This is a genomic window from Paenibacillus sp. LS1 (genome assembly GCF_026013365.1).
GTDB lineage: Bacteria > Bacillota > Bacilli > Paenibacillales > Paenibacillaceae > Paenibacillus.
The window spans coordinates 227,321-240,612 of the sequence record NZ_JAPDOE010000007.1; the positions used below are offsets into that span (position 1 = coordinate 227,321).

At 41.3% G+C, this 13,292-nt stretch carries 11 protein-coding genes; 6 read left to right on the forward strand and 5 right to left on the reverse strand.

Translation table 11 applies throughout. The features are described from left to right. Position 1 precedes the first annotated feature (1 nt). Positions 2-1,255 carry an NAD(P)-binding domain-containing protein gene (locus tag OM416_RS22655; protein WP_264933249.1) on the forward strand — a complete coding sequence of 418 codons (1,254 nt, stop codon included), beginning with the start codon at positions 2-4 and terminating at the stop codon, positions 1,253-1,255. 667 nt (positions 1,256-1,922) lie between these two features. Here OM416_RS22655 and OM416_RS22660 read toward each other — a convergent pair. Beyond that, positions 1,923-2,243 (reverse strand): winged helix-turn-helix transcriptional regulator, encoded by a 321-nt coding sequence (locus OM416_RS22660; protein ID WP_264933250.1) that lies wholly within the window; start codon positions 2,241-2,243, stop codon positions 1,923-1,925. A gap of 258 nt (positions 2,244-2,501) precedes the next feature. Between OM416_RS22660 and OM416_RS22665 the strand changes: the two genes are divergently transcribed. After that, positions 2,502-3,242 (forward strand): NADPH-dependent oxidoreductase, encoded by a 741-nt coding sequence (locus tag OM416_RS22665; RefSeq protein WP_264933251.1) that lies wholly within the window; start codon positions 2,502-2,504, stop codon positions 3,240-3,242. Positions 3,243-3,421: 179 nt separating this feature from the next. Here the strand turns inward: OM416_RS22665 and OM416_RS22670 are convergent, their stop codons facing one another. Beyond that, a complete protein-coding gene (locus tag OM416_RS22670) occupies positions 3,422-4,033 on the reverse strand; it encodes a TetR/AcrR family transcriptional regulator (protein WP_264933252.1) in 612 nt (203 codons plus the stop codon). A gap of 229 nt (positions 4,034-4,262) precedes the next feature. Here OM416_RS22670 and OM416_RS22675 point away from each other — a divergent pair, with 229 nt between their 5' ends. Beyond that, entirely contained in the window at positions 4,263-5,027 is a 765-nt protein-coding gene (locus OM416_RS22675; protein ID WP_264933253.1) for an SDR family NAD(P)-dependent oxidoreductase, read from the forward strand. 312 nt (positions 5,028-5,339) lie between these two features. Here OM416_RS22675 and OM416_RS22680 read toward each other — a convergent pair whose 3' ends face one another. Together OM416_RS22680 and OM416_RS22685 are read right to left on the reverse strand one after the other, a co-directional pair. Continuing rightward, on the reverse strand, positions 5,340-8,507 hold the full coding sequence (locus OM416_RS22680) for an MMPL family transporter (protein WP_264933254.1): 3,168 nt from the start codon (positions 8,505-8,507) through the stop codon (positions 5,340-5,342). Continuing rightward, the gene (locus OM416_RS22685) at positions 8,504-8,962 is read right to left on the reverse strand and encodes a MarR family winged helix-turn-helix transcriptional regulator (RefSeq protein WP_264933255.1); all 459 of its coding nucleotides are present in this window, start codon (positions 8,960-8,962) and stop codon (positions 8,504-8,506) included. The genes OM416_RS22680 and OM416_RS22685 overlap by 4 nt, the downstream gene beginning before the upstream one ends. A 664-nt stretch (positions 8,963-9,626) precedes the next feature. Between OM416_RS22685 and OM416_RS22690 the strand changes: the two genes are divergently transcribed. Together OM416_RS22690 and OM416_RS22695 are read left to right on the forward strand one after the other, a co-directional pair. Beyond that, a complete protein-coding gene (locus OM416_RS22690) occupies positions 9,627-10,124 on the forward strand; it encodes an RNA polymerase sigma factor (protein WP_264933256.1) in 498 nt (165 codons plus the stop codon). Between the two features lies 1 nt (position 10,125). Beyond that, entirely contained in the window at positions 10,126-11,001 is an 876-nt protein-coding gene (locus tag OM416_RS22695) for an anti-sigma-V factor rsiV (protein WP_264933257.1), read from the forward strand. A 468-nt stretch (positions 11,002-11,469) separates the two neighbouring features. On the opposite strand, the gene OM416_RS22700 is transcribed toward OM416_RS22695, so the two are convergent. Next, positions 11,470-12,207 carry an SDR family NAD(P)-dependent oxidoreductase gene (locus OM416_RS22700; RefSeq protein ID WP_264933258.1) on the reverse strand — a complete coding sequence of 246 codons (738 nt, stop codon included), beginning with the start codon at positions 12,205-12,207 and terminating at the stop codon, positions 11,470-11,472. A 438-nt stretch (positions 12,208-12,645) separates the two neighbouring features. On the opposite strand from OM416_RS22700, the gene OM416_RS22705 reads away from it, so the two are divergent. Further along, positions 12,646-13,260 (forward strand): TetR/AcrR family transcriptional regulator, encoded by a 615-nt coding sequence (locus tag OM416_RS22705; RefSeq protein WP_264933259.1) that lies wholly within the window; start codon positions 12,646-12,648, stop codon positions 13,258-13,260. Positions 13,261-13,292 lie beyond the last annotated feature (32 nt).

A 13,292-nucleotide genomic window follows, 5' to 3' on the forward strand; every position in this document is an offset into this window, starting at 1 on the left:
AATGGAGAGGTCTTCCTTACCTGTAGCTATCATTGGAGGTGGCCCCATTGGATTAGCCGCAGCTGCACATTTGGTAGAAGCAGGGGAATCGTTTATTTTGTTTGAAAAAGGGGAGCATATCGGTACTCATTTTGAAGAGTATGGGCATGTTCGCCTGTTCTCACCCTGGATGTATAATATGGACCCTGCCATTAACCGATTACTTGGATCCAGTACAGAATGGAATGAACCCAAAAATAACCTGCTGCCTTACGCCAGAGATCTTGTTGAGCAATATCTGGCGCCTTTTAGTCATCTGCCACAGATAAAACCCCATATTTACGTCAAGGCAGAAGTTCAAAGCGTGAGCAGGAAACGGATGGACAAATTGAAATCTACTACAAGAAATGAGCAGCCATTTGTACTTCATATTCAAATTCAAGAAGGAATGCGAATCTTTGAAGCCAAAGCTGTTATTGATGCTTCAGGTGTATGGCATAATCCAAATCCGCTTGTCTCAAGTGGAATTTGGACCAATAATGAGCGTGAAGCGGCATCATCTATCTTCTACACCATTCCTGACGTGCTGGGAAAGGATCAATCTTCATTTGAAAACAAACATGTGGTTGTCGTCGGAAGTGGCCATTCGGCGATTAACTCATTGATCCAATTGAACTCACTGCGTAAAAGAAAACCTGAGCTCGCGCCGTCTCAAATTACCTGGTTGAACAGGAAGGCCACTGCGGAGGAAGCTTACGCTAAAATAAATCATGGTTTTTTAGCTCGTTATCGTTTAGGTGAACAGTTGCAGGAATTGTTGAACAACAGCATCCTACAAATTTGGAATCCTTACGATATCGAACATATCAATCAGGACCATGACGGTCAACTTACCATTACAGGCACTATAAATAATGAGAAGAAAGAGATTGGTCAAATTGATATAGTCATTGCCAATACGGGTAACCGTCCGGACCTGCATCTCTTCCGAGAACTGCGATATGACCTCGATCCATCCATGGAATGCACCAGGTCGCTAGCTGCCACGATTGCAGCAAAAAAAGGCGTCGTGGCTGCACATGGTGAGAGAGAATTAAGACATCCGGAGGAGAATTTTTATATTATAGGAGCCAAAAGCTTCGGTCGCTCTCCCTCCTTTTTCTTAATTAACGGGTATGAACAAGCTAGATCTGTGGTGGCTTCAATCACAGGGAATCAAGCAGATGCTGACCGTGTTGTTATTTCTTTTCCAGAAGAATGGATGACCCCCTCTTAACCTTCTCCATCTCTAATAATATGGAATAGGTCATGCCAGTTAACAACTGGTATGACTTTTTTTATTCCTCCTCTTAGAGGAGCTGGAGTAGATCATTCATAATCACTACTTCATTCATATCCAGAATATCCGTATAGAACATAAAGCTGTGTCAAAATCCTTGTTACGAAGACAATCTCAAGCGAAGGATTAATTCGACTACATTCATAACATAAACCCCTTGTCTTTGTGCCACAACATCTGTGTATCCACCTGTAAGTCCGAATTGTGTTGTATTAGCCTTAATGTATTAAGTAACGTTCTTGGTCTCACCAATGATTTATGCTTCCTAAGGATCTTTGTCTGCAATCAGTTCATGCTCTCCACTGACATGTGTAAAAAGTATTAGCAGATAATTCCCTAACAGAAATCCCGAATCTCGGGTAGTTTAACTACTCTACTGTGAGTACCTAGAGGAATACGGAAGCTCTCGGTCAGATTCCTTCCCTTCACTCCGCAATTACACGAGGATGTGTTGTGTGCTTTTTTCTTTTATTTAGTTACAATGCGACCAGATTGCTTCGCTTATATCTAAAATCCATTGCACTTCTTCAAAAATAAACCACCTCTGATATCTCAAGGAGATTACAAAGGTGGTACTAACGTTCTCGATTTAATAAAAGAATGACTAGTTCAAATTGAGTTGACCCCACTCATTCATGCTTTCCAGAATAGGAACGAATCCTTTACCTAAATTAGTTAGGGAGTATTCGACATGAGGAGGTACTTCTTTGAATACTTCCCTATGCACCAAATTGTCCTCCTCTAGCTCACGCAGTTGTTTTGTAAGCATAGATTGGGTAGTGTCAGGAAATGCACGTTTAATCTCTCCAAACCGTTTGGGGCGATCTAATAAATACCATAAAATCAACAACTTCCATTTACCACCAATTACTTTTTGCACTTTATTAAGCGCACAATTTACTACGTAATCCTTTTTTTCTTCCATTGAATTGTTTCCTCACCCTCTTAAGTTAGACCTTTTTTTGTAATAGTGAGATCAAGTATTACTAGTGTACATTGGTTAAGTACAGCAATGATAACGTAAAAAATCGATAGTAGTCAATGGTACTATAAATGATAGTACGTATGAATAATGATACTACGTATCATTAATCGTAGTAATTGCGTTTTTGATTTATAGAAAGTAATATTATTGTAGTCTTTATTAGGAAAGAAAATAACCATAGACGAAGGGGCATATAAAATGAACGAAGTACTGTCCGTATTAAACAATCATAAATCCACTCGTAAATATACATCTGAGGATATTACTGACCTGCAATTGGAGACAATCATCAAAGCAGCTCAGTCTGGGCCTACTTGGGGTAACAGTCAGCAACTAAGTATCGTAGGGGTTAGAGATGATTCAACAAGAAAGAAAATTGCTGAACTAACTGGAGGTCAGCACTGGATTGAAGAAGCACCCGTATTTCTATCGTTCAACATGGATTTTTACAGAATTAGTGAAGCTCTTAAACATAACGGCCAGGAGTTCGTAGCTAAAGACAATGTAGATACTTTGTTAGTAGGATCAACGGATGTCGGGATTGCAATGGGATTTGCAATAGCTGCCGCTGAATCAATGGGTCTTGGTGTTGTACCTATTGGCGCCATTCGAGCTCGTACAGTTGAGATTATAGAATTGTTGGGTTTACCCGAGTACGTATTTCCAATCGCAGGATTGGTTATTGGACATCCGGCTGAGCAAACAAATGTAAAACCGCGACTTCCCTACAATTCTTTCTTCCATCAAGAAACATATAACACGGAGCAGCTGCCATATATTGAGGAATACGAAAAAACGTATACGGAATACTTGAAACACAGAGAGAATTATCTTCCCACTAAAACATGGACCGGTGGAGTTGCAGCTTATTTTGCTCGCGAACAAGGTCTGCCTAAATCCAGCGAAGTGCTCAAAAAACAAAAATTCAGTTACAAATAAATATGGATTTCATTTAAGTATCCTTCTCGAAGGATTCAGAGATAAATAAAAAAACTGACATCGGCACTACGCTGGCGTCAGTTTTTTAATCTATACAGAGTATCTAGATAGCAGCATTCAAGTTCATTATTCTTGAGGCTAAGTAAAATCCGAAAAGGTCTGCGATCATTCCCCTCCTCTTAACTAGTCTTTAGGGTATCATCAGCTCGAAAAAAAGTTCTCTGCATTCCTAACTTCCAATGATCATTTATAATATCAGCAACTTCCGCTGCAGATGTTGTGGGTGATATCTCATACCACCACTTCAGGGTACTCATCGCTGTAGATGCATATAACCGAGCAAGAAGTTCAGTTCTTTCTAAAATTTCACCTCTATTGCCCTGGTCCAAACTTTTTCTTATTTTTTCTTCCAGTAAGGACTTCATTTCATTAAATACACAAAGTTCCATATTCTTATTCCATAACACCTGATACCAGTCCTTTTGACTCCATAAATACATAAGATGCTGAGTGATCAGAGTATGTGTCAGCTGAGAATTTTGAGTAGCAAACGTGAACATTGGCAGATGAATTGTACTATTTAGCTCTTCCAGTGTCGATTGGACGAGCTCATCACGTAGTTCGTACTTGTCACTGTAATAAGTATAAAATGTAGATCTATTTACCCTGGCAGCTGATGAAATATCTTTTATCGTAACCGCTCGAAATGTTTTTTGCATCACACATAAGGAGAACCCCTCTTTTATGTGCTCACGTGTTTTTAGTACACGTAGATCATGTTCAGCTTTCATCAATATCCCCTCCTCCATCCGACAAATGAGTGTATATATGTCTATTATCCTACAAATCAGACTATCTCTGCTTATATAAATTTTATATATAAAATTTTATAATTATAAATGTGACTGATTTATGAATTTATATGTTTGGGGTTAATCTGTCTTCTTTAAGAAATGATATGATTCCAAGCTAACTTGAATTCAGAACTAAAATCATAAGAAGTACAGGAGGATCACAATAATGTTAAATTTAAACTTCACAGAACAAGCAGGATTAGTGACCGGAGCAGGCTCTGGAATTGGTCGTGCAAGCGCAATAGCATTTGCCCAAGCTGGTGCAAAAGTTATGGTAGCAGATATCAACGAAAAAGCAGGTCTAGAAACCGTACAATTAATTCAGGCCGCGGGAGGCGTTGCAAGCTTCTTCAAATGTAATGTAGCTGCAGAAGAAGATATCCTCGGACTCGTAGATGCTACTGTATCAGAATTTGGAAAACTGAATTTCGCTCACAATAATGCAGGAATTACATTACCTCCGGCTCCAATAGCTGAATCTTCCTCGGAAGACTTCGATCGCCTGGTCAAAGTCAATTTATACGGAATCTACTATGCCATAAAACACGAAATCCAAGCCATGTTAAAAACAGGAGGTGGTGCTATTGTTAATACCTCATCCGGTTTCGGTTTGATTGGTGGGCAGAATCAAGCGATCTATTCCACTACAAAATTCGCCATAACTGGTATGACAAGAAGTGTGGCCATGGAGTATGCCAAATATGATATTCGTGTCAATGCAATTTGCCCGGGAATGACAGCAACTCCGATTCTTAGTTGGCTAGATAGTGCACCAGATCAGGCTGATTTCTACAAATCCAGTATTCCATCAGGAAAACTGCAAACAGCTGAGGATCAAGCCAATGCGGCCGTTTTCCTGTGTTCAAACCTAGCTAAACAGATTACAGGTGTAGCTTTGGCTGTGGATGGGGGATATGTTGCTGGTAGATAAATTGCTACATTAAGAGCGATAATCCCCACGGTTTTGGAATCGCTTTCTATGTGGTAAAGTGTGTCTATTGCACCGTAACACATATTCTTAATCAATACTTTGCAGAAACTAAGAATCAAAGTTTAATAGAATTTTCACACCCCCGCCTTTGGAGAACTTCAATTCGATTAAAAAAGTATTACATCCTGTAAAAAATAACGATAACATTGGAAAAGTAGCCTTAGTCCTGATTTAACCAGGACTAAGGCTACTTTTATTTTCGTTTTTCACTTACCCATTCATAATAGAAATATAAAAGTAAAGCTAGACTAATTACAACCCTATAGTCCGATCTGGATCAGTAACATCCGCCTGTTCCTTAGTAGGAAACGGCCACCAGTTAGCCCGGCCAAACATCTTCACCATCACAGGGATGAAGAATGGTAGGAACAACAGAGAGTACAAGATCAGTCCGCTAAGGACGACTGTGGCAATTTGCATCATCGAGAGAACACCGGATGGATACATCGCAGCAAATGTACCGCTCAGAATGACCGCTGCTGATAGAATAACGGTTCCCATGTTCTTCATCGCGTACAACATCGCATCCTGTACTTTCATGCCTTTGTTCTCGTTGAAACGGTCCATCAGGAAGATGCTATAATCCACACCGAGTGCAATCAGCATGACAAATCCGAAGAACGGAGTAACCCAGCTGATGCCTGCAAACCCAAGAATATTAACAAATATCACTTCGGTTATCGCCATTGATGTGAAATATGCCAGTAACAAGGAAATGATCAGATACAGTGGCATAATAACCGAACGGAGCAATATGATCAGAATAATAAATGTGCCCACTAGCATCAGCATCACAGTACGTGTATAGTCCTTATTGGAGATCTCCTGCAGATCTGCAAACGTACTGGTAACTCCACCTACGGCGATGTCTGCTTTTTCAAGCGTACTACCTTGTACCGCACGTTGTACTGCCGCCTCAATGTCAGGAACACGATCAATGGCTTCAGTTCCGTATGGATTTTCGGCGAAAATAACATCAATCGTCATCGTCTTCCGATCTTGAGACAAATACGTATCAAATACCTGTGTGAAGTCTTTACTGCTCAATGCTTCTTCAGGAACGTACCAGCCTGCCAGATCCGAATCTGGTGAATTTTGCAATTGTGTCAGGTAGTCCTGTGCTGAATCCAGTCCACCAGATACCTGTTTAATACCATCGACACTTTGATTCAAACCATCTGTCAATTGAGTCAGCTGACCACTCAGATCTGTGAAGCCTTGCTGAATTTTCTCCTGTCCACCCTGAAGCTGACCAAGCCCGTTCTGGATGGAAGGTATCTCCTTGATAACTTTTCCTTGACCATCAGCGGCTTGCTTCAGTCCTGTCTCAAGCTGGCTTATTCCTGTTACAATCTGGCCCAAACCATCGGCAAGAGCCTTCTGTCCGGCTGCTGCGGAGGCAAAGCCTTCATTCGCCTGATTAATTCCAGCAGCGGCTTCTCCCAGTTTGGTCTTAATCTGACCCAAACCTTGAGCGAGCTGCGCTGTACCAGAACCTGTTTCACCTATCGTACCTTTGATACGCTGGTAGTCCGCATCCTGCTGCAATTCAGGATAACGTTCTTCGAGTGCTGTGAAGGATTCCGACAGACTGGTTAAAGCCGTTGAAACCCCGTTCAGCTGTTGCTCCAGTTCCCGGGTTCCATCCCCCAATGCAGCGACTCCTGCTCCCGCCTGACGATAGGCTTCAAGCAACTGATTGTTTGCCTGCGCAAGTTGATCTGCGCTCGTTTTGGCTTGCTGAAGTCCCGCTTTCAGATCACCCGCACCTGCGGAACCATCTCGAATACCTTTTTCAATCTGCCCAAGTCCCTCACTGAGTTGCGTGATACCCGATTGCAACTGGGTAGTTCCTTTGGTAAGTTCACCTACTCCATCGGCAGCTTCTTTTAACTGTGGTTCATTTTTACTTAGCTGACTACTGGCTTCACTCAGACCATCACGAATTTTGTCCAAACCCGTCTTGCCTTCACCCAGCCCATCCGATAATGTTCCCACTTGCTGTGTAACTTCAAAATCTTTGATCTCGTCACCCGTAGGTCGTGTCATACTGCGGACACCAGAGATGCCTGGTACCTTCTCCACTTCCCGGCTAATTTTCTCAGCAACGGCCATATACTTCGCATTATCCATCGCTTCATCGTTCTGAATAACGATTTGACCTGGTAGTGACTCCCCTGGACCGAAGCTGTCGGAGATGATGTTGAATGCTTTTACTGAATCATATTTCTCACCAATTTCATCCATACTGTTAAAGGACAATTTACCATCGTAGGTTGCTAGAAGAGGCACACAGACCGCTGCAACGATGAGCAGAGCAGCCCATGGGCGTTTCAGGGAGAAGCGTCCTGCCGCGCCGTAAATTTTGCTTTCGGCATGTTCCAGCGAACCCTTCGATGGCCAGAATAACTTCTTACCCAGCACCGCCATGAAAAAGGGTACGATGGTAATCAGGGCAAGCATCATGACAGCAACGCCAATTGCGACCGCCACCGCTGATCGGTAGAGTAGAAACTGTGCAAAGCCGATGGCAATGAATCCAACCAGCACAGCAAGTGCTGAGAAGAATACCGTTTTACCGGCAGTACGATAGGTGGCAATGATGGCATCCCACGTATTCTCATGATGTGCCAACTCTTCCTTATAACGACTCAACAACAGGATACAGTAATCCGTTCCAATTCCGAACATGACTGCGACCATAAAGATCTGTGTGAACGTGGATATCGGGAAATCGACCGCATCCACCAAAAATGCAACAATCTGTTGTGATACAACGTAACTGATCCCGACTGTTAACAGCGGTATAAATGGCGCTACAAACGAACGGAATACTAGGAACAGAATAAGCAAGATAAATACAACCGTAATATATTCTGATTTTTTGAGTCCCGCTTGGGAACTATCTATTGTATCTTCGTCGATTAGACCTTTACCGGTTATGTAATGATCTACGTTGACCGATTTCAACGCATCGTTCAGGTCATCACGCATTTCTTTGATTGTGCGCTCTCCTTGATCAACAGAAAGTGTTGTCAAGATGGTTTTCCCATCAGCGGAGACCATTTTATCTGCCAACTCGGGCTGAGAAAATGGCTCCAAAATAGACAGAATGCCCAGCTTTTCCTTGTCCTCCTCTAATTGCTTAACGGCCTTCTCTACCTCTTGTTTCCCCGTGGTACCCAGACCCTCCGGATTATAAAAAACAAGCGCGATCTGGCTACCCTGCTGTTCTCCTTTTTGCGCAGCAGCTTCATCCAGGATCGCTGCAGCACGGGTTGAAGAGTACCCTTCTGGAACTGTAAACTGTCCCTTTTCTCGGATCAGTTCACTCATATTAGGGGCAGTAACCATCAATACGGCAGCTACAACAACCCACAACCCCATGAACCACCATCGTGCCTTTAAAATCGTTCTCATTTGTCCTCCGTACCTCCCTCATGTGTTAACAACGATGCAAGCTTTTCAAAGGATTCAATGAAATTACGGACCTCTTCCGGTTTAAAATGAACCAGATACGGCTCAAGAAGCATCTGAATTTCCCGCTCGGTCTCCCTATATACCTTTCGTCCAGTATCCGTCAGTTTCAGATAGATCACCCGGCGGTCACGTTCATCACCTTCCCGGTGTACCAAGTCCCTGCCAACCAATTTGTTGACCAAGGCTGTAATGCTACTCTTCCCTACACAAAGAAGTTCCGCCAAGTCGGAGGGTGTGCATGAAGGCTTCTCTTCAATTAGACGAAGTGCACAAAATTGGTCTATCGTCATCGTTTGTCCTACCTGTTCACGTATTCGGTTATCAAACTGCTTAGTCACCAGAAAAGATGCATCTAAGTATCGATTCACCAAGTTTTTGGCATCTGGTGTGCTCATCTTCATTCTCCTTTCGTGATTAGTTCATATATCGAACTGTTCTCTTCTAAAACTATTCTATAATAAAACCATCTCAATTAGCAATACTTTTTTCCTACTTTTTTGCTATAAATCGACAAAATAATAGGACATTCAACTTATAACCAATTCTGATGTCCCGTTTTCTAGATATATCAGATGAGCGAATATATGTATTTCTTCCCATTAACCATATTTTTTCGATCTCACCAAAATGTTCCTATACTTTCGTCATCTAATATCTAACGAAATTAACTTACTTAGGTAATACTAGTGTTGCTGTCACCAAGTGCAAACGTATGGGATATATTCAAATTTGTTGATACCCTCGTTGTACTTGTTGTGTGCCTCGTAACAAAGACTGTTATGTTGACCATCTTTTTAATGTTCAGGTTTTAAGGCCGGTGGATCTTCCTTCACAAGCTGATCGGAAGGAGTAATTTTTAATAGGTGCGTATCATGTTTGAAGAGAGGGACATTAATTTAGCTGAAGAGAACGAACACCCCCCGGTCATTATCCATTCAAAACACAGTGCGTATAATGCTCCCATATCGCTTCAAACTTTTTCACGGTCTGATTCGTCTTGCACAATGAAAAGCGGATAATAAAGAAATGCGCACAGTAAAAAGGAAGAGAGGCCTATTGATGGATAGCAAGCTATTTCATAAGAAATTGACAGAATTTATGATGGATTATAAGGATAATGTATACCGACTGGCTTATAGCTATGTAAAACATCCGCAGAACGCCATGGATGTGGTACAGGATGCGATACAGAAGGCCCTGACTAAGAGCGATTCGCTGACAAAGCCTGAATCCATGAAGAGCTGGTTTTACCGCATCGTGGTCAATACGGCGCTCGATTATTTGCGGAGAGAAAAAAAGCTCGTTCCCGTTGCTGATGAGGTTCTGGAGCAGCACGGAGTGAATGATCACGATGTGATTCAGGATTTGCACCTGGCAGAGAACTTGGAGGAGTTGCCTATGATGTATCGTGAAGTCATTATTTTGAGGTTCTTCGAGGATATGAAGCTGGAAGATGTGGCTGTCGTCCTCGATATTCCGTTAAGCACAGTTAAATCGCGTTTATACCAATCACTGAAAATTCTTCGCATCAACATGAAGCAAGAGGAGGCCTACTAATATGGACAAAAAAATGAAAAAGCTTAAGCAGGAGTATATGAATGTACAAATCCCCGCTGAATTGGAAACGCTCGTCACACAATCGTTGCGGCCTGCCCAGCAGCGCAAACGCGGCATTACATGGTTCCTTGGCTCTGCGGCAGCTGCTATTGCGCTGTTCGTGTCCGGGGTGAATATAAGCCCAGCGTTTGCACAATCCATGTCAGAGATGCCGGCTGTCAGCGCATTGGTGAAGCTCGTAACTTTCACGGAATATACAGCGAAGGGAGACGGCTACCATGCGGATGTGAAGGTTCCTGCAATTACGAATATGCCCGATAATAAGTTACAAGACATGCTGAACGAGAAGTATATTGCGGAGGGTCAAAAGCTGTACAAGGAATTCATGGCAGAGATTGATCAGTGGAAGGGCAAGCCTCTAATGGGGGTAGACAGCGGATATGAGGTTGTCACCGATACGGATCAGCTTCTCTCGATTCAGCGCTGGGTCGTACAGACGAAGGCTTCCGCGTATGAAACGTTGAAGTACGACACGATTGACAAAAAAAATCAAGTGTTACTCACCTTGCCAAGCCTCTTCAAGGATGAAAGTTATGTATCTGTTATCAGCGAAAATATCAAGGAGCAAATGCACGGGCAAATGAAGACGGACCCCAATAAGGTTTATTGGGTAAAAGGCGCAGGTCTGGATGAAACAAATATCCTTATGTTTGACAGCATTTCGAAGACTCAGAGCTTTTACATTAATGTAGACGGGAAATTGGTTATTGCCTTTAATGAATCTGATGTTGCTCCTGGAAGTGCAGGACCTGTTCAATTTGTAATACCGACAGAAGTAATCAACTCGCTGTTGGTCAGCCAACAATATATTAAATAGAGTATAGCGGCAGGACGGCCTGAATTAGAGACATGCGGTGACATCTCCTCTACAGGCCGTTTTAAATATCAGCTCTGCTTACTGCTCCTAAGAGCAAGAATAAATCACAGAAACAACTTTAAATTCCACTACAACATCCAGGTTTAAAATAACAGAGGGGTTACATTTCTGTTCAATGGAAATTAACATATGGAGGATGCTACCTATTAAAGAATTACACGGAAGAGAACTGTAATTCTTCGGAACCTCGCGGCGTACGCGTAGGTGGGACACCGGACATAATTCAGTATTACTGGACATCCAAACTACTAAAAGCGGACTTTTGGCAATTCTACTATTATCAAACGATCCAGCATACGAAATTTTGCCGTCTGCTCTGTAGAATCCCTAAGTCCGCAATGAATAGCTACCTTCTACTTTGGTTCGTATCTCAGATATATTTATGAGATGTATTGATATTCAGAATAATTATAAAACAGCACGGCCGCCATCAATAATATAGACCTGACCTGTAATATACGAAGCCTCATCCGAAGCTAAGAATAAAGCCAAGTTAGCCATTTCATCAGGCTCCCCAAGTCGACCCATTGGAACCTGGGCGTCTAAATAAGCACGTTGTTCAGCAGATGCACCTTTCAAGATGGCAGTATTAAATATACCAGGAGCAACTGCATTTACGCGGATACCTTGCTTGACATATTCAGCAGAAGCTTGTTTTGTCATCATGACATTTGCACCTTTAGAAGCGATATAAGCAGCAGAATTAGGACTTGCACGGAAACCACCGATGGATGCCGTATTTACAATGGATCCCCCACCTATTTTAAGCATTTCCAGAATTCCACGTTGCATAACCATGAAGTAACCCCGAACGTTAATATTAAAAACGACATCCCAGTCTTCCATTTTGTATTCATGGATAGGAGCATTCTTTCCACCAATGCCTGCATTGTTACACAGGATATCTAATCGACCATACTTTTTAATGCAGTCATCAAACATTACATCCACTTGTTCCTGAGAAGATACATCACCAACAAATGGTGTAATATCCCCATCTAATGTTTTGACTGCCTCAAAGATATTAGCACTGACATCTACAGCGAATACTTTTGCCCCTTCTTGAGCAAAACGTTTAGTCATTGCCAAACCAAATCCAGAACCTGCACCAGTAATCAGTGCAATTTTATTAGCTAGTCGTGGCATAATCATTTCTCCTTTTATCCATTTATACTATACAAACTAAAGCTCTCGACTATTGTTCTTTACAATTGGCTCCGCAAAAAATAGCCAAGGTAATTGAACTTGGCGTTTCCTCAGAATACCGTTACAATAAACGCTTACATTATATTCTCTCACTTGTAAGCTGCTTGTCGAGAACAGTCGTACAGCTTATTTACTTATTTTATTCCTATCAGATTTTTAAACAATCACCAAATAACATATAAATGTATTCAAAATAAACACTATATTTAACGATGTCTATTATGAATACAAAATATCAATAAATGATGATTGAAGATTGAGGTTTAATGTCTAAAATGAAGAGTAGGTCGATACATTGAATCGGACATTTAAATATAGAACGTCTAATCATAGCTTAAGATTCAGTAACTTTACCTATATTAGAGAGGAGTATATGGTTTGAAAAGTAATGAAAATGTTAAAGTGCAACGCTCTAAGCAAAACTTTAAAAATGCATATATCGAGCTAATTGCACTCAAAGGATACTCTCAAGTTACTGTTAGCAATATAGTGGAGCAAGCAGGATATAACAGAAGTTCTTATTATAAATACTTCGATGGAAAAGAAGCCATAACAGCAGAAATTATGGACGAGTTCATGGAGGGTTTTATTGCTGTAGCTAAGAAAAACTCAAACTCTAGAATATCCCAACTGGAAGATGCCACTAATCATACTATAGAACTTTTTGAGCACATTAAAAATAATAAAACATATTTTAAGTTGTTAACGTTTGAAGATACGTTACCTCATATACAAGATAAATTCATTAGTGTCATTGTAAATATTTTAGATAAAGAGATTGTTTTCCTAACAGGAGATAATGATGAAAATCATAATGACTATCTGAATAGTTTTAGAGCGTTTGGAACATATGGGTTTATCTTAACGTGGATCAAAAACGATTTTGATATCTCACCAAGTCAAGCAGCTAAACATTTAATTAATTTTTATATTAAAAGCTACACTAGCGTAATGCATGTAAAGTATCATGAAGAACCTTACAGTGAAATCTAACTACTCAAAAGCATTAGTTCCAAACTAGCATC

What these genes read in the sequence shown, in the direction of transcription:
- OM416_RS22685 (WP_264933255.1), bottom strand. Translation starts at nt 8,962, where the DNA reads ATGAGCACACCAGATGCCAAAAACTTGGTGAATCGATACTTAGATGCA.
- OM416_RS22690 (WP_264933256.1), top strand. Translation starts at nt 9,627, where the DNA reads ATGGATAGCAAGCTATTTCATAAGAAATTGACAGAATTTATGATGGAT.
- OM416_RS22665 (WP_264933251.1), top strand. Translation starts at nt 2,502, where the DNA reads ATGAACGAAGTACTGTCCGTATTAAACAATCATAAATCCACTCGTAAA.
- OM416_RS22670 (WP_264933252.1), bottom strand. Translation starts at nt 4,033, where the DNA reads ATGAAAGCTGAACATGATCTACGTGTACTAAAAACACGTGAGCACATA.
- OM416_RS22655 (WP_264933249.1), top strand. Translation starts at nt 2, where the DNA reads ATGGAGAGGTCTTCCTTACCTGTAGCTATCATTGGAGGTGGCCCCATT.
- OM416_RS22675 (WP_264933253.1), top strand. Translation starts at nt 4,263, where the DNA reads ATGTTAAATTTAAACTTCACAGAACAAGCAGGATTAGTGACCGGAGCA.
- OM416_RS22695 (WP_264933257.1), top strand. Translation starts at nt 10,126, where the DNA reads ATGGACAAAAAAATGAAAAAGCTTAAGCAGGAGTATATGAATGTACAA.
- OM416_RS22680 (WP_264933254.1), bottom strand. Translation starts at nt 8,507, where the DNA reads ATGAGAACGATTTTAAAGGCACGATGGTGGTTCATGGGGTTGTGGGTT.
- OM416_RS22660 (WP_264933250.1), bottom strand. Translation starts at nt 2,243, where the DNA reads ATGGAAGAAAAAAAGGATTACGTAGTAAATTGTGCGCTTAATAAAGTG.
- OM416_RS22700 (WP_264933258.1), bottom strand. Translation starts at nt 12,207, where the DNA reads ATGCCACGACTAGCTAATAAAATTGCACTGATTACTGGTGCAGGTTCT.